Source organism: Microbacterium sp. bgisy207, from assembly GCF_965345035.1.
Classification (GTDB): domain Bacteria; phylum Actinomycetota; class Actinomycetes; order Actinomycetales; family Microbacteriaceae; genus Microbacterium.
On record NZ_CBDRMG010000009.1, the window covers coordinates 44,687 to 60,105 of the forward strand.

Below are 15,419 nucleotides of genomic sequence, written 5' to 3' on the forward strand. Positions count from 1 at the left end.
GTGCTCGCCGCTGCGCTCGAACACGTCGTCAAGGGGATCGTCGACAACCCGGACGACGTGCGCATCCTCTCGTCGGAGTCCTCACGGGGTGAGGTACTCGAGGTGCACGTGCACCCCGACGACCGGGGACGTGTCATCGGGCGCGGCGGCCGCACGGCCAAAGCCATCCGCACCCTGATCTCGGCGCTGGCCGACGGGCGCCGCGTGCGGGTTGATGTCGCGGACGACTGACGTGGTCGATTCGGACGGGCGCCCCGCGCCGCCCCCTTCGGCAGGAACCCAGCTCCGGGTCGGACGGCTGGTCAAGGCACACGGGCTCAAGGGGGCTCTCAAGCTCGAGCTCTACACCGACAACCCCGACGGCAGGTTCTTCCCGGGGGCAACCTTCACGCTGCAGGTCCCTGACACCTCTCCGTGGCACGGCAAACCGCTGACGGTTCGTGAGTTCCGCTGGATGAACTCCCACCCGGTCGCCTTCTTCGAGGGCGTCGATGACCGCACTGCCGCAGAGAGCCTCGTGCGCGCGATCCTCTGGGTCGATGAGGCAGCGGATGCGGCATCCGACGAAGAGGACGCCTGGTTCGATCACCAGCTCGTCGGACTGGACGTGCGGCGCGGCGAGGAGTCGATCGGGCGCGTCGTGCGGGTTGAACACCTGCCCGCGCAGGACCTCCTGATCGTACGGACACGCGACGACCGCGAAGTGCTCGTCCCCTTCGTCAAGGCGATCGTGCCGGTGGTCGATCCCGTGGCCGGCCACGTCGTTGTCACTCCTCCCGCGGGGCTGTTCGAGGACCTGCCGGATGACGACCCCGACCCCTCCGCGGACACCGGCGGCTCACCCGAGGATGCAGCGACCGCAACCGACGGGAGCTGACGTGCGGATCGACGTCGTCACCATCTTTCCGGCGTTCTTCGACGTCCTGGAGGTCTCACTGATCGGCAAAGCGCGAGAGCGCGGCCTGCTCGATGTCAGGGTGCATGACCTCCGCAGCTGGACCCACGACCGTCACCGAACGGTCGATGACACGCCGTACGGCGGGGGCGCGGGAATGGTGATGAAGCCGGAGCCCTGGGGTGAGGCTCTCGACGCACTCGCACCCACGGATGCGCAACGTCGTCCCACGATCATCTTCCCGTCGCCGGCGGGGGAGCTCTTTCGGCAGGCGACCGCCCGCGAGCTTGCCCTCGAAGAGCACCTCGTTTTCGGCTGCGGGCGCTATGAGGGCATCGACGAGCGTGTCTTCGAGGACGCCTCGGCGCGGGGCTCGGTACGGCTTCTCAGCCTCGGCGACTACGTTCTCAACGGCGGCGAGGTGGCTGCGATGGCGATGATCGAGGCGATCGGGCGTCTCATGCCGGGAATGGTCGGGAACCCGGCGAGCATCGTCGAGGAATCCCACGAGGACGGCTTGCTGGAGTACCCGTCCTATACGAAGCCGGCCGTATGGCGTGGTCGCGCGGTCCCCGAGGTCCTCCTCAGCGGCAACCACGCGGCCATCGCGCGCTGGCGCGCGGACCAGCAGCTCGAACGCACGCGCACGCGCCGCCCGGATCTGCTTCCGGAGTAGGGCCCGGAGCCGGCCGTCCGCTCGCCGCGTGCGTCCCGACACCGATTCGTCACATTCGGGAAACCCACCGGCCCGCCCGGCACGCGAGACTGGTATCCCGTCACCCGCCGGAGGGAGCGTTGCCATGCGCCGCGCAAAGATCGTTGCCACGCTCGGTCCCGCGACGGCGACCTATGACCAGGTTGAGGCTCTCGTCCGGGCGGGTATGGATGTCGCTCGGCTGAACATGAGCCATGGCGAGCGGGTCGTCCACGAGCAGTCGTACGCTCATGTGCGTCGCGCCGCCGACTCGACCGGCAGGCCTGTGGGCATTCTCGTGGACCTGCAGGGGCCGAAGATCCGTCTCGGACGGTTCGTCGACGGTCCTCACCACCTCGCGCCCGGCGATGTGTTCACGATCACGACGGAGGATGTCGAGGGCACCCGCGAGATCTGCGGCACCACGTTCCCGCAGCTGGCTGCCGATGTCGTCGCCGGCGACACGCTTCTGATCGACGACGGTAAGGTTCGGCTGAAGGTGCTGCAGACCGACGGCATCCGGGTGCGGACCGAGGTCGTCGTCGGGGGAGCGGTCTCCAACAACAAGGGAATCAATCTCCCCGGCGTCGCCGTCAGCGCACCGGCGCTGAGCGCGAAAGACGAGGCCGATCTGCGCTGGGCACTTGCGCTGGGCGTGGACATGATCGCGCTCTCGTTCGTGCGATCTCCGAAGGATGCGCAGCGAGCCCGAGTCATCATGGCCGAGGAGAACCGGCGGATTCCCCTCATCGCGAAGATCGAGAAGCCGGAGGCTGTCGACCACCTGCAGGAGATCATCGACGCGTTCGACGGGGTCATGATCGCCCGGGGCGATCTCGGGGTGGAGTTGCCGCTGGAGACGGTGCCGATCGTTCAGAAGCGCGCGATCGAACTGGCTCGCCGATGGGCAAAGCCCGTCATCGTGGCCACGCAGATGCTCGAGTCGATGATCGAGAACCCGGTGCCGACGCGGGCCGAGACCTCGGATGTCGCCAACGCCGTGCTCGACGGCGCGGACGCCGTCATGCTCTCGGGTGAGACGAGCGTCGGCGCCCACCCGGTCACGGTCGTGGAAACCATGGCGCGGATCGTCGCATCGACAGAGGACACCGGGCTCGAACGGGTTCCGCGGCTCGGCACCACACCACGGACCCAGGGTGGTGCGCTGACCCTTGCGGCGGCAACGATCGCGGACTTCGTCGACGCGAAGTACGTGTGCGTCTTCAGCCAGTCCGGCGACTCGGCGCGCCGGATGGCGCGTCTGCGTCACCGCGTTCCGATCCTCGCGTTCACCGATCTTCCGAGTACCCGGTCACGGCTCGCGCTGACGTGGGGGGTCGAGCCGTTCCTCGTCGCCCGCGCGGCCTCGACCGACGGGCTCATCGCACTGCTTGACCGCGTGCTCATCGACGCGGGGCGTGTTCAGCCCGGTGATGTCGTGATCATGACGGCGGGGGCACCCCCCGGGATCGCCGGGTCGACCAACAACGTGCGCGTGCACACCGTCGGCGCCTCCGACGGCTCCTGAACCTCGAGGTCGAGCTCAGTCGACGCCGAGGAAGCTCCGGTCAGTGAGGATGAGCGGACCGTCCTGCGTGATCGCGATCGTATGCTCCGAGTGCGCTCCCCGCGAGCCGTCTGCGCTGCGCAGGGTCCACCCGTCGGCATCCGTGCGCAGCTGATCGGTCGACTGCAGGAACCAGGGTTCGAGCGCAAGGACCAGGCCGGCGCGGAGCGGATAGCCGCGGCCGGGCTTCCCGTTGTTGGCGACGTGCGGATCCCCGTGCATCTCGCGACCGACGCCGTGGCCGCCGAAATCCGTGTTGATCGAGAGCCCCTCGCCGTGTGCGACGGCCGCGATCGCCGCGGAGATGTCGCCGATGCGGTTGCCGACGACGGCGGCGGCGATCGCGGCATCCAGGGCTCGCTCGGTCGTGTCGATGAGCGCAAGATCCTCATCCCGCGGCGTGCCGACGACGAACGAGACAGCCGAGTCGGCGACCCAGCCGTCCACGGCCACGGCGAAGTCGAGGGTGACCAGGTCGCCGTCGCGCAGCGCGTAGTCGTGGGGGAGGCCGTGAAGCACGGCGTCATTGATCGAGGTGCAGATGACCTTTCCGAACGGGCTGGCTCCGAACGACGGGTGGTAGTCGATGTAGCACGACTCCGCCCCTGCGGCACGGATCATCTCGTGGGCTCGCCGGTCGATCTCGAGGAGGTTCGTGCCGACCCGCGTCTCCTCGCGAAGGGTCGCGAGGACCTCGGCGACGAAACGCCCCGCCGGCTTCATGGCCTCTATCTCGGCGGGGGTGCGTAACTCGATCATCCGGTTCCTCTCGACCGGTCCATTCTGTCTGATGCACCCTCGACCGGCTGTGAGGATGCCCCGCATCGCGTGCCACGGGCGCCGGCGTCCCGGCCCCGGCGTAGCATCGAAGCATGTGGCTCCGACGCGCATTTTACGGCTGGATGATTCCGGCCGCCTTTGTGCTGCCGCTGTGGCTGTTCGTCGGATGGATCGCTTTCGACGCGGGCGCATGGGCGCTGCTCTGGGTTCTCCTGGTCGCGATTCCGTCGGTGCTGATCGGTCAGCTGGTGCTGACGCTCCTCGTTCGCGCCCGGCCGACCGCCCGCGCCGCCCGAGCGGTGTCGTGGTGGGACGTCGCGGGGTTCGCCGTGTGGCACGCGCTGACGTTCGCGCTGGGGTTCTTCGTGGCGGCGTGGTGGCTTCCGGTGTTCCTGCTGACGGTTGCGGTGGGCATTTCGCTGTTCTGGCTCATGCTGTGGCAACTGTGGCGGGAGGCGCGGCCGGGCCTGGTCACGCTTCGCAGCGCGTCGGGCATCCCCTACATTCCACCGTCAGGCACGACGCCCCCGCGGCGAGAAGATCCCGAGGTCATCGTGATCACGGAGCAGCAGCCGCGCTCCTGACGGTTTTGTTCCGCTCATCCGTCATGGCAGAATGGATGTTTGTGCCTTGACGGATTCTGCCTCAGGGGAATCCACCGACTGGTTTCGACTGCGGTGCGGCACGCCTCATCCTTTCCTTATCACCCGCGGCCGACCTGCGGCGGCCGCAGAGAGTAGCGATCATGCAGACCCTCGACATCGTCGACGCCGCCTCCCTGCGTACCGACATCCCGGAGTTCGGCCCCGGTGACACCGTCAAGGTGCACGTGAACATCGTCGAAGGAAGCCGCTCGCGCGTCCAGGTCTTCCAGGGCGTCGTGCTCGGCCGTTCCGGCGACGGCGTGCGCGAGACCTTCACCGTCCGCAAGATCAGCTTCCAGGTGGGCGTCGAGCGTACCTTCCCCGTGCACAGCCCGATCATCGACAAGATCGAGTTGGTCACCCGCGGCGACGTGCGTCGCGCGAAGCTCTACTATCTGCGGGAGCTCCGCGGTAAGAAGGCCAAGATCAAGGAGAAGCGCGAGAACTGATTCCGCGCGTTTCCCCGTGTGCCCCGGTGCCCTTCGTACCGGGGCACACGTGTCTCTCCGGGCGTTGCACGACACTCGTGCTGCCCCATCGTGTGACACCCTTGTCTGAGCGTCCGCATCTGGTCGGACGGATTGGATCGCTGCATGACTTCCGACGCCGAGGCACCCGCTGAACCCGTGACGCGGTCGCAGCGGCGCCAACGAGGAGGTCGGCGGGGCGCGTGGGTATTCCTGCGTGACGTTCTGGTGATCATCCTGATCGCGGTCGTGGTCTCCGCGCTCGTGAAGACGTTCCTCGTCCGTTCGTTCTACATCCCGTCGGGGTCGATGGAGGACACGCTACAGATCAACGACCGCATCCTCGTGGACGAGCTGACGCCGCGCTGGAATGGGTACGAGCGTGGCGACATCGTCGTGTTTCAGGACCCGGGCGGGTGGCTTCCCGTGCATCCCTCGACGCCGCAATCGCCCTTTGTCGAGGGGGTCGACTGGTTGCTCACGCTCGTGGGACTCTCGGTGTCGGACTCCGAGGACCACTTGATCAAGCGCGTCATCGGTCTGCCCGGCGACCATGTCGTGTGCTGCAACGCGCTGGGGCAGATCACGATCAACGACATGCCGATCGACGAGTCCGCATACGTGAAGCTCGACCCGGGGCAGAGCTCACCGAACCTCGTGCCGTTCGACGTCGTCGTTCCGGAGGGGAGCCTGTGGGTCCTCGGGGACAACCGGGACCATTCGAAGGATTCGCGGTTCAATCAGGAGCAACCCGGCGGCGGTTTCGTGCCGATCGAGAACGTCGTCGGACGCGCCTTCGTCATCACCTGGCCGATCTCCCGCTGGGCTTTCCTGGATCCGCACAGCGAGGTGTTCGCGGGTGTTCCGGACGGCGAGGGAGCCGACGCGCGATGAGCACCGGGTCGCGAGCGGTCCCGCGCCTCACGCTGGAGCGGAAGCTGCTGCGCGAGTACGACCTCGTGATCTCGTGCGACGAGGTCGGACGCGGCGCGCTGGCAGGCCCGGTCGCGGTGGGTGCCACCGTCGTGGATGCGGCCCTGTCGCGGCGGCGGGTTCCCGAAGGACTTCGCGATTCGAAGCTCGTTCCCGAGGCGCGGCGCGCCGACCTCGCGCGCCGCGCCGCCGGATGGGTTGCCGGCAGCGCCGTGGGGTGGGCGAGCTCGGCGGAGATCGATGAGATCGGCATCCTGCCGGCGCTCGGGCTCGCCGCCCGTCGCGCGCTGGCCGAGCTGTCAGCCCACGGTGTCGACGTGACGGCGGCGGTCGTGGTGCTCGATGGAAATCACGACTACATCTCGCGTGCCCCCGGTCCCGGGCTCAGGGTGCAGCCGGTGGTGAAGGCCGACCGCGACTGCGCAGGCGCAGCCGCCGCATCCGTGATCGCCAAGGTGGCCCGAGACGAACTCATGGTGCGTCTGCACGACGATCTGCCTGCCTACCAGTGGGTGCGCAACAAGGGCTACGCAAGTCCCGAACACCGGGCCGCCATTCTCGAGCACGGCGTGAGCGACCACCACCGGCTGTCGTGGGCTTTCGCGGGTGCTCCGACGCTCTTTTGAGCGCTTGGTCGTCGGTCGACTGTGGCTGGGTCGTGTGCCCCGGGAACTAGGATGAGAGCACCATGGATGACGAGGTCTTCGAGGACTACGACCGAGAGCTCGAGCTGGCGCTGTACCGCGAGTATCGCGATGTCGTGCACCAGTTCCAGTATGTGATCGAGACGGAGCGGCGCTTCTACCTCGCCAACGATGTCAATGTCGTGCGCCGTGACACGGAGCACGACTTCTATTTCGAGATCACGATGAACGACGTGTGGGTGTGGGACATCTACCGCGCCGACCGCTTCGTGAAGTCGGTGCGCGTCCTGACCTTCAAGGACGTCAACGTCGAAGAACTGCAGCGGGGTGACTTCCAGCTGCCCGACGAGCTCACCCTCGACAGCTGAGCTCCGTTCCTCCCCAAGAGGGATCGTCGCGCGCTTGTCGGCCTCATGGCCGGTTCGCTGACGCCGCGCGCGCCGGCGCCGTCACGCTGGGGGAATGGCACGCAAGGACGACCTCGGCAGGGCGGGTGAACGCACCGCGGAGGCGTACTTTCGCGGCCGTGGCTTCGCGATCCTCGACCGTAACTGGCGATGCCGCAGCGGTGAGATCGATCTGGTCGTGGCGGATGCCGAGACCATCGCCATCGTCGAGGTCAAGACCCGCCGCACTGCCGCCTTCGGGCATCCGTTCGAGGCGATCGGCTCGCAGAAGCTCCACCGCTTGCATCAGCTCGCCCGGGAGTGGCGGGCCGCGCACCGCGAGCTCGTCGGCGGACGGACCCTTCGGGTGGATGGACTCGCGATCACCGGCGATCCGGCGGCGCCGCTCCGGATCGAGCATCTGCGGGACCTCGCATGAGCCTGGCCCGTACGTGGGCGATCTCCCTGGTCGGGATCGAGGGAGTCGCGGTGGAGGTCGAGGCGGACCTTTCCGATCAGCTCCCCGACTTTCGAATCATCGGCCTCGCGGACAAGGCGCTGGGCGAGGCATCACAGCGAGTGCGAAACGCGTGCGCCAACAGCGACGTGCCGCTGCCGAGTCGACGCCTCACCGTCAACCTCTCGCCGGCGAGCCTGCCCAAACATGGCTCCGGGTTCGACCTGGCGATCGCCGTGGCAGCGCTGGCAACGCAGTTGCCGCTCTCGGCAGACGCCCTCCTGCGCACGGCGCACATCGGCGAACTGGGGCTGGACGGCCGACTCCGGCCGGTTCCCGGCATTCTTCCCGCCGTCGTCGCTGCCGCCCGAGCGGGGCTTCGCACCGTCGTCGTGCCGCGCGCAAACGAGGACGAGGCGGCCCTCGTGCCGGGGATCGCCGTGGTCGGGGCGACGAGCCTCGGGGATGTGCTGTCCCGGCACGGCATCGATGCGCGGCTGCCGGATGCGGAACCGGTCCACGCGCGTGCTGATCAGGCTCTGGCGCCGGAGGCGCTCGATCTTGCCGACGTCGTGGGTCAAGACGACGCGGTCGCGGCTCTCCTGGTGGCGGCGGCGGGCGGTCACCATCTGCTCATGACGGGTCCGCCCGGAGCGGGCAAGACGATGCTCGCGCGGCGGCTCCCCGGCATCCTGCCGCCCTTGGATGATGAGGCGGCGCTGGCGGCGGCATCCGTTCGCTCGCTTTCCGGACATGCCGTCACCGACCTCTCGCGTGTTCCGCCGTTCGAGGCGCCGCACCACAGCGCGAGTGCGGCAGCGCTCGTCGGCGGCGGAAGCAGGGTGCCCCGCCCAGGCGCCATCGTGCGCGCGAGCGAGGGCGTGCTCTTTCTGGATGAGGCTGCCGAGTTCGCCACCAACGTGCTCGATGCGCTGCGCCAGCCGCTCGAGTCAGGAAGCATCACGGTTCACCGCGCCGGGTACACGGCATCCTTCCCCGCGCGATTCCAGCTGGTGCTGGCCACGAACCCGTGTCCGTGCGGGAACCGCGGGCTGCGGGATGCCGTGTGCGAGTGCCCGCCGCAGGCGGTCCGGCGGTACCGCAACCGCCTGTCGGGCCCGCTGCTGGACCGCGTCGACATCGAGCTGACCCTCCTGCGGGTCGGGCGGGTGCCCGAGGAGCGGGGCCGCATGAGTTCGCAGGAAGGCGCGGCGCTCGTGCGCGGAGCCCGCGAGCGGGCGATGCGACGGCTGGCCGACACGCCGTGGCGTCGGAACGTCGACGTCCCGGGAACGTGGCTGCGCTCCGGACCGGGCGCGCTGCCTCCCGCCGCGCGCGCCCCTCTGGATCGTGCTCTTGCCCGCGGAACACTCACCCTCCGCGGGTACGACCGCGTCCTTCGGATCGCGTGGACCCTCGCCGATCTCGACGGCGTGCCGATGCCGACTCCCGACCACATCGGCCGGGCCCTGTTCTTGAAGAGAGGAACTGTCTCGTGATCGATCTCTCGCGTGCCCGTGACGAGCTGGGACCTCTCGTTGTCGGGGCACTCCCCGATGACGAGATCCTCGACCGCTACACGCGTGTCCTCTGGAACATCCTCACCGAACCCGGGGATCGTGCGGCCGGCCAGCTGGTCGGCGCCGTGGGCCCCGCCGAGGCGTTCGAGCGGGTCCGGCGCGATGACCTGGGCGACGGCATCCTGGACCCGGACGACGCGCGCGCGGCGGTGGAGCGATGGCGGCCGAGACTGCGGTCCGGCGCAGTCTCGGCGGCGCTGCGAACGGCGCGTGCGGCACGGCTGCGTCTGCTGACACCCCACGACGAGACGTGGCCGGATTCCGTGGATGACCTCGCCGAGCACGGGCCGCTCGTCCTGTGGGTCCGGGGGGATCCGCGTGTACTCGAGAGCGCCCAGCACGGTGTCGCGATCGTCGGTGCTCGCGCGGCGACGAGCTACGGCGAGCATGTTGCAGGGGAGATGGCGGCAGAACTCGCCGCGTGCGGCATCAGCATTGTCTCGGGAGCCGCGTTCGGGATTGACGCCGCTGCCCACCGGGCGACTCTCGCGGGACGGGGAACGACGGTCGCGCTCATGGCAGGCGGTCTCGAACGTGCCTATCCGCAGGCTCATACCGAGCTGATCGAACGCATCGCCGACACGGGGGCGGTTGTGAGCGAGGTTGCGCCCGGCTCCGCGCCGACCAAGTGGCGGTTCCTGCAGCGGAACCGACTCATCGCGGCGTTGTCGGCGGTCACGGTGGTTGTCGAAGCAGGGTGGCGCAGCGGCTCCCTCAACACCGCCCACCACGCGAGCGCCCTCGGGCGTCCGATCGGCGCGGTTCCGGGCCCCGTGACCAGTGCGGCCTCCGCGGGCTGTCACCGGCTGTTGCGCGAACTCGAGGCCACGTGCGTGACGAATGCGGCGGATGTGCGAGAACTGCTGGGATGGGGAGAGCTTCCCGACGAGGGGGGATCCGCGGACTCCTCTGCGCACACATCGGACCGAACCCGCGTGCGCGATGCCCTGAGCTCGCGGTCGGCCCGCACGCCGGAGGAGATCGCGCAGCGCTGCGGGCTCAGCGTCACTGACGTGCAGTCCCACCTGGGACTTCTGCAGGTGGAGGGCCTCGTGGTTGCCATTGCCGGCGGATGGCGGCTCACCTGACGGGTGAGCGGGGTGCGGGCTTGCGCCACGCCGCGTCGGGCGGCCGCCGCCGTGCATGAGCTGCGGCATCCTGTCCCCATGGAGATCAGCGAGGCGGCCGAGCAGTATCTGCGCCACCTCGCCCATGTGCGTCGGCTTTCGCCTGCCACGATCCGCGCCTATCGCTCGGATCTGGCCGACCTCGCCGATGCTGTCGGGCCTGTCACCGTGGCATCCGTGGATCTCGACGCCCTGCGGGACTGGATCTGGCGAGCGAGCCGACGCGGTGACGCGCGCTCGACGCTTGCCCGGCGTGCCGCGGCGGTGCGCACCTTCTTCGCATGGGCGCTGGATGAGGGACTGATCGCGTCCAACCCGGCGGTGCGCCTGATCGCACCCAAAAGAGGGCGAACGCTTCCCAAAGTCGCGTCGGCGGAAGGGCTCTCGCACCTGCTCGACGCGCTCGGCGAGACCGCCACCGAGCGAGGAGATCCCGTCGACCTTCGCGACCACGCGATCCTCGAGCTGCTGTACGGTGCGGCCCTGCGCGTCTCGGAGCTGTGCGCCCTCGATCTGACTGATCTGGACGCTGCTCGGCGCACTGCTCGAGTCTGGGGCAAGGGATCCAAGGAGCGGATCGTGCCCTACGGCGGAGCGGCAGCCCGCGCGCTGGATGCCTATCTCGTGCGCGGACGTCCCGCCCTTGTCGACTCGGCATCCGCCCCTGGCGCCCTCTTCCTCGGGGTTCGCGGCGGTCGCATCGGCGCCCGCGCCGTCTACGATGTCGTATCCCGCCGGGTAGCGGCTCTCACGGGCGGCGCCGTCGGTCCGCATGCGCTGCGCCACTCCGGTGCGACGCACCTGCTCGACGGCGGCGCCGACTTGCGCTCGGTGCAGGAGCTGCTGGGTCATGCAAGTCTCGGCACGACGCAGATCTACACCCACGTGTCGAGTGAACGGCTCGCCGCAAGTTACCGTCTCGCCCATCCTCGCGCGTAGAGCGCCCCCGCAGTCCTCCGGAGATGGCGGATATCGCGCGTAGGGTTATCGCATGCATGCTCCGCGCCGCACCCTCGGTGCAGCCCTCGCCCTGGTCGTGACGTTCGCGCTCGGCGGATGCATCGCGCTGCCCGGACCGCGGGTCACCGTCGTGCCGACTCGAGCGCCCGCGACTGCGCTGCCGACACCGACGTGGGCGACGATCACCCCGACGCCCGTTCCGACGGTGACCGTGGACCCCGAGCCCGCACCAGACGCCCTCTGCGTCGGCGGGCAGGCCGTTCTCGCGGGCAACGACGTCACCTTCTCGCTCACGGGCGACTGCGCAGACGTGACGATCGCAGGCAACCGTATCGTCGCTCGCATCGACGGCGACGCCGACACCGTGCTCTTGCAGGGGAGTTCGAATGACGTCGTCATCGGCGACATCGGCAGTCTGCGGCTGGAAGGCAACGACAACTCCGTCTCCGGCGGCGCCATCGGGGTGCTCGACATCGCCGGAGACCGCACGCTCATCGAGGCAGACGGCACGATCGATCTGGTCACCGTGAACGGCAACGACAACACACTGAGCGCGAGAGGCTACGGCCAGGTCCAGGACAACGGCGACCGGAACGTCTTCCGCTGAGTTCGCCTCCGGCGGTGTGAGAGCGTCATCGGCAGCACGGAAGCAGGATCGCGCGCGGCACGCCACCGAGCAGCAGCATCGGGTTGATGTACTCACCGTGCCAGCGGACACCGAAGTGGACAGCGTCACGGGGTGCATGACCGCCCTCCGTGACGATGCCGACGTGTTGACCTCGATCGACGCGGTCGCCCACCCGGAGCGGAGATGCCACGGGTTCGAGGGTCGTCACGAAACCGTCACCGTGGTCGATCGTGATGAGGTCGCGATCGACCACGGTGCCGGTGAATCGCACGACCCCCGGGGCTGGCGAACGCACAGTCCGAGTGTCGAACAGCGCGAGATCGACGCCGCGGTGCCCGGGCCCGTAGCGGTGCGCCGGGGCGACATACGGGGCCACGAGTCGAAACCCCGACGTTGGCCAGATCCAGTCGCGCGCGGCGGGACCGGGCCCGAGGCTCGCCGCGGCCGAGGCCGTCGGCTGACCGTCGACGCCGAGCGCATGGTCCTCGGACGCCGCTGAGGGGGTCGCGGGTAGGCAGGCTGGCGACAGGAGGACCACCGCCAGAATGACGAGAACGATCCGGCGTAAGAGTCGATCGGGGCGCGACGGTGCTGTCAGGTGCGACGGTGCTGTCAGGTGCGACGGGGGCAGGAGGTGCGACGGGGGCATGCTGCCAGCATCCGTCGCCCAGGCGCGAGCCCGGGGCGCCGGCGCGAGGCGGGGGACGGGCAGTGCGACCCCGGGTGCTGGGGAGGATGCGGCTGCGCACTCGCGCGTCCTGCGGTGAGGCGTCCGCTGGTACACTGGAGGGGCACCCCGTCCGCGGGGTGACTTCGCGTGCCCAAAGCCTGGCTATCGGCCAGGTGGCGCCACTCCCACCGGTCTGTGCTCACCCGAGCCCAGCGGGAGCGCGTCGGGCACCAGGATCGTCGGTCGCCGACCGACGAGATCAACCGTAAGAGACGCGCAACCGCGTCAGCAAAGGAGTACGGCCATGGCCGTCGTTACGATTCGCCAGCTGCTCGACAGCGGCGTGCACTTCGGACACCAGACCCGCCGGTGGAACCCGAAGGTCAAGCGCTTCATCCTCGCCGAGCGCAGCGGTATCCACATCATCGACCTGCAGCAGTCCCTCACCTACATCGACAAGGCCTACGAGTTCGTCAAGGAGACCGTTGCCCACGGTGGCACGATCCTGTTCGTTGGCACCAAGAAGCAGGCGCAGGAGATCATCGCCGAGCAGGCGACCCGTGTGGGCCAGCCCTATGTCAACGAGCGTTGGCTCGGTGGCCTCCTCACCAACTTCGTCACCGTCTCCAAGCGCCTGCAGCGCATGAAGGAGCTCGAGGAGTTCGACTACGACGACCCGGCGGCGAGCGGTCTGACCAAGAAGGAACTGCTCATCAAGAAGCGCGAGCTCGACAAGCTCCACAAGTCGCTCGGCGGTATCCGCAACCTGCAGAAGACCCCCTCGGCCATCTGGGTCGTCGACGCCAAGCGTGAGCACCTCGCCATCGACGAGGCCAAGAAGCTCGGCATCCCCGTCATCGGCATCCTCGACACCAACGCCGACCCGGACGAGTTCCAGTACCCGATTCCCGGCAACGACGACGCGATCCGCTCGGTGAGCCTGCTCACGCGCATCATCGCGGATGCTGCCGCCGACGGCCTCATCCAGCGTCACCAGCCTGCCGACGAGGCCGAGGCCGCTGAGCCCCTCGCCGAATGGGAGCGCGAGCTTCTCGAGCAGGGTGCGCCGGTGGTCACTGACCTCGCCGAGGTCGAGACCATCGCGACCGAGTCCGACGCCGACGCTGCCGGGGCAGCCGCGCACGAGGCAGTCGCCGGAACCGACGCGGTCGCCGAGGCGGACGCCGCCGAGGCTGACACCGCCGAGGCTGACACCGCCGAGACCAAGTAGCCGATCGACATCGCTCCGGCGGCGCGTGTGCGCCGCCGGAGCATCCACGAGAACTCACCACGAACAAGGAGCCGCCACCCATGGCAAACTTCACGATCGCCGACATCAAGGCCCTGCGCGAGCAGCTCGGAACGGGCATGGTCGACACCAAGAAGGCGCTCGAAGAGGCCGACGGCGACGTCGAGAAGGCCGTCGAGATCCTGCGTCTGAAGGGCGCGAAGGGCAACGCCAAGCGTGCCGACCGCTCGACGAGCGAAGGCCTCATCGCCGCTCGCGAGGTGGGCGGCAAGGTCACTCTCATCGAACTCGCGTGCGAGACGGACTTCGTCGCCAAGAACGACCGTTTCGTCGCCCTTGCCGACAAGGTCGTGGACGCTGCCGCAGCCGTGTCGGCGGACTCCGTCGAGGCGGCGCTGGCCGCTCCCGCGGGTGCCAGCACCGTCGACCAGCTGATCTCCGATGAGGCAGCGATCATCGGCGAGAAGGTCGAGCTTCGCCAGGTGCGCACGCTCGAGGGCGAGAAGTTCGAGATCTACCTGCACAAGACCAACAAGGACCTCCCGCCCCAGGTGGGCGTCGTGCTGGCCTACACGGGTGAGGATGCCGAGACCGCTCGCGCCCTCGCGCAGCACATCTCGTTCGCAAACCCGTCCTACCTGTCTCGCGACGAGGTCCCCGAGGCAGATGTCGAGAAGGAGCGTGAGATCGTCACCGAGATCTCGCGCAACGAGGGCAAGCCCGAGGCCGCTCTCCCCAAGATCGTCGAGGGCCGGGTCAACGCCTACTTCAAGCAGGTCGCTCTGCTCGATCAGGACTACGCCCGCGACAACAAGCTCTCGGTCGCACAGGTGGCCGAGGATGCAGGCCTGACACTCACGGGCTTTGCTCGGTTCAAGGTCGGCGCGTAAGCACCGCGATGAAAGGGTCCGCACCATTCCGTGCGGGCCCTTTCTCATGTGCTTCGGTAGGTTGTAGGCGACACAGAGGAGACGTACGTGGCGGATGAATCGACGGGACGCCGACGCGTCCTGCTCAAGCTTTCGGGGGAAGCGTTCGGGGGAGGGCAGCTCGGGGTCAATCCGGATGTCGTCAGCCAGATCGCGCGCGAGATCGCGGCAGCGGTCGATGAGGTGGAGATCGCCGTCGTGGTCGGCGGGGGAAACTTCTTCCGCGGAGCGGAGCTCAGCCAGCGGGGGATGGATCGGGGCCGAGCCGATTACATGGGGATGCTCGGTACCGTCATGAACGCACTCGCGCTGCAGGACTTCCTCGAGCAGGCGGGAGCTGCGACGCGAGTGCAGTCCGCCATTTCGATGACGCAGGTCGCCGAGCCCTACATCCCGCGTCGCGCGGAGCGCCACATGGAGAAGGGGCGCGTCGTGATCTTCGGTGCGGGGGCTGGCCTGCCCTACTTCTCGACCGACACGGTCGCGGCGCAGCGGGCGCTGGAGATCGGGGCGACCGAGGTTCTCGTAGCCAAGAACGGCGTTGACGGCGTCTACACCGCCGATCCGCGCACCGATCCGACGGCGACCCGCATCGACCGGATCACCTACCTCGATGCCCTGCAGCGCGGTCTGAAGGTTGTCGATTCGACCGCGTTCAGCCTGTGCATGGACAACGGCATGGACATGCGTGTGTTCGGCATGGAACCGGAGGGCAACGTCACACGTGCGCTGCGGGGCGAACCGATCGGCACCGTCGTCACGGTCGGCTGAAGGCCTGCCGACTAGACTGGGCTGGTCAGACGCAGTAA

Annotated in this window: 19 protein-coding genes; 17 read left to right on the forward strand and 2 right to left on the reverse strand. The window is 68.6% G+C overall.

What is annotated here, in order from left to right; genetic code table 11:
• The 4 genes from ACSGC5_RS10300 to pyk all read left to right on the forward strand — a co-directional run bounded on the left by ACSGC5_RS10300 (position 1) and on the right by pyk (position 3,117).
• Positions 1-231, forward strand: coding sequence for an RNA-binding protein (locus tag ACSGC5_RS10300; protein WP_228178146.1), 231 nt, complete (start codon positions 1-3; stop codon positions 229-231).
• A complete protein-coding gene (gene rimM, locus ACSGC5_RS10305; protein ID WP_434970533.1) occupies positions 215-877 on the forward strand; it encodes a ribosome maturation factor RimM in 663 nt (220 codons plus the stop codon). The genes ACSGC5_RS10300 and rimM overlap by 17 nt, the downstream gene beginning before the upstream one ends.
• 1 nt (position 878) lies before the next feature.
• A complete protein-coding gene (gene trmD, locus ACSGC5_RS10310; RefSeq protein ID WP_434970534.1) occupies positions 879-1,571 on the forward strand; it encodes a tRNA (guanosine(37)-N1)-methyltransferase TrmD in 693 nt (230 codons plus the stop codon).
• Positions 1,572-1,695: 124 nt separating this feature from the next.
• Positions 1,696-3,117 (forward strand): pyruvate kinase, encoded by a 1,422-nt coding sequence (gene pyk, locus ACSGC5_RS10315; RefSeq protein WP_434970535.1) that lies wholly within the window; start codon positions 1,696-1,698, stop codon positions 3,115-3,117.
• Positions 3,118-3,132: 15 nt separating this feature from the next.
• Here the strand turns inward: pyk and map are convergent, their stop codons facing one another.
• Positions 3,133-3,915, reverse strand: coding sequence for a type I methionyl aminopeptidase (map, locus tag ACSGC5_RS10320; RefSeq protein WP_434970536.1), 783 nt, complete (start codon positions 3,913-3,915; stop codon positions 3,133-3,135).
• Between the two features lie 113 nt (positions 3,916-4,028).
• On the opposite strand from map, the gene ACSGC5_RS10325 reads away from it, so the two are divergent.
• From ACSGC5_RS10325 to ACSGC5_RS10370, 10 genes are all read left to right on the forward strand, one after another.
• The gene (locus tag ACSGC5_RS10325) at positions 4,029-4,520 is read left to right on the forward strand and encodes an MFS transporter permease (RefSeq protein WP_434970537.1); all 492 of its coding nucleotides are present in this window, start codon (positions 4,029-4,031) and stop codon (positions 4,518-4,520) included.
• A gap of 161 nt (positions 4,521-4,681) precedes the next feature.
• A complete protein-coding gene (rplS, locus tag ACSGC5_RS10330; RefSeq protein ID WP_434970538.1) occupies positions 4,682-5,029 on the forward strand; it encodes a 50S ribosomal protein L19 in 348 nt (115 codons plus the stop codon).
• Between the two features lie 144 nt (positions 5,030-5,173).
• Positions 5,174-5,941: a signal peptidase I gene (gene lepB, locus ACSGC5_RS10335; RefSeq protein ID WP_434970539.1), complete on the forward strand. Its 768-nt coding sequence runs from the start codon at positions 5,174-5,176 to the stop codon at positions 5,939-5,941.
• Positions 5,938-6,606, forward strand: coding sequence for a ribonuclease HII (locus ACSGC5_RS10340; RefSeq protein ID WP_434970540.1), 669 nt, complete (start codon positions 5,938-5,940; stop codon positions 6,604-6,606). The genes lepB and ACSGC5_RS10340 overlap by 4 nt, the downstream gene beginning before the upstream one ends.
• Positions 6,607-6,668: 62 nt before the next feature.
• Positions 6,669-6,992, forward strand: coding sequence for a DUF2469 family protein (locus ACSGC5_RS10345; protein WP_195691615.1), 324 nt, complete (start codon positions 6,669-6,671; stop codon positions 6,990-6,992).
• Positions 6,993-7,086: 94 nt separating this feature from the next.
• Positions 7,087-7,449 (forward strand): YraN family protein, encoded by a 363-nt coding sequence (locus ACSGC5_RS10350; protein ID WP_434970541.1) that lies wholly within the window; start codon positions 7,087-7,089, stop codon positions 7,447-7,449.
• Positions 7,446-8,966, forward strand: coding sequence for a YifB family Mg chelatase-like AAA ATPase (locus ACSGC5_RS10355; RefSeq protein ID WP_434970542.1), 1,521 nt, complete (start codon positions 7,446-7,448; stop codon positions 8,964-8,966). The genes ACSGC5_RS10350 and ACSGC5_RS10355 overlap by 4 nt, the downstream gene beginning before the upstream one ends.
• Complete coding sequence (gene dprA / locus ACSGC5_RS10360; RefSeq protein WP_434970543.1) at positions 8,963-10,135, forward strand: DNA-processing protein DprA; 1,173 nt, start codon at positions 8,963-8,965, stop codon at positions 10,133-10,135. Before ACSGC5_RS10355 ends, dprA begins: the two co-directional genes overlap by 4 nt.
• A 78-nt stretch (positions 10,136-10,213) precedes the next feature.
• The gene (locus ACSGC5_RS10365; RefSeq protein WP_434970544.1) at positions 10,214-11,113 is read left to right on the forward strand and encodes a tyrosine-type recombinase/integrase; all 900 of its coding nucleotides are present in this window, start codon (positions 10,214-10,216) and stop codon (positions 11,111-11,113) included.
• 52 nt (positions 11,114-11,165) lie between these two features.
• Positions 11,166-11,741 (forward strand): hypothetical protein, encoded by a 576-nt coding sequence (locus ACSGC5_RS10370; protein WP_434970545.1) that lies wholly within the window; start codon positions 11,166-11,168, stop codon positions 11,739-11,741.
• 25 nt (positions 11,742-11,766) lie between these two features.
• On the opposite strand, the gene ACSGC5_RS10375 is transcribed toward ACSGC5_RS10370, so the two are convergent.
• On the reverse strand, positions 11,767-12,411 hold the full coding sequence (locus tag ACSGC5_RS10375; RefSeq protein WP_434970546.1) for a murein hydrolase activator EnvC family protein: 645 nt from the start codon (positions 12,409-12,411) through the stop codon (positions 11,767-11,769).
• A gap of 325 nt (positions 12,412-12,736) precedes the next feature.
• Here ACSGC5_RS10375 and rpsB point away from each other — a divergent pair, with 325 nt between their 5' ends.
• The 3 genes from rpsB to pyrH all read left to right on the forward strand — a co-directional run bounded on the left by rpsB (position 12,737) and on the right by pyrH (position 15,381).
• Entirely contained in the window at positions 12,737-13,663 is a 927-nt protein-coding gene (gene rpsB / locus ACSGC5_RS10380) for a 30S ribosomal protein S2 (RefSeq protein ID WP_434970547.1), read from the forward strand.
• A gap of 80 nt (positions 13,664-13,743) precedes the next feature.
• Positions 13,744-14,571, forward strand: a complete 828-nt coding sequence (tsf, locus tag ACSGC5_RS10385; RefSeq protein ID WP_434970548.1) for a translation elongation factor Ts — start codon at positions 13,744-13,746, stop codon at positions 14,569-14,571.
• Between the two features lie 87 nt (positions 14,572-14,658).
• Positions 14,659-15,381, forward strand: coding sequence for a UMP kinase (gene pyrH / locus ACSGC5_RS10390; RefSeq protein ID WP_434970549.1), 723 nt, complete (start codon positions 14,659-14,661; stop codon positions 15,379-15,381).
• Positions 15,382-15,419: the final 38 nt, after the last annotated feature.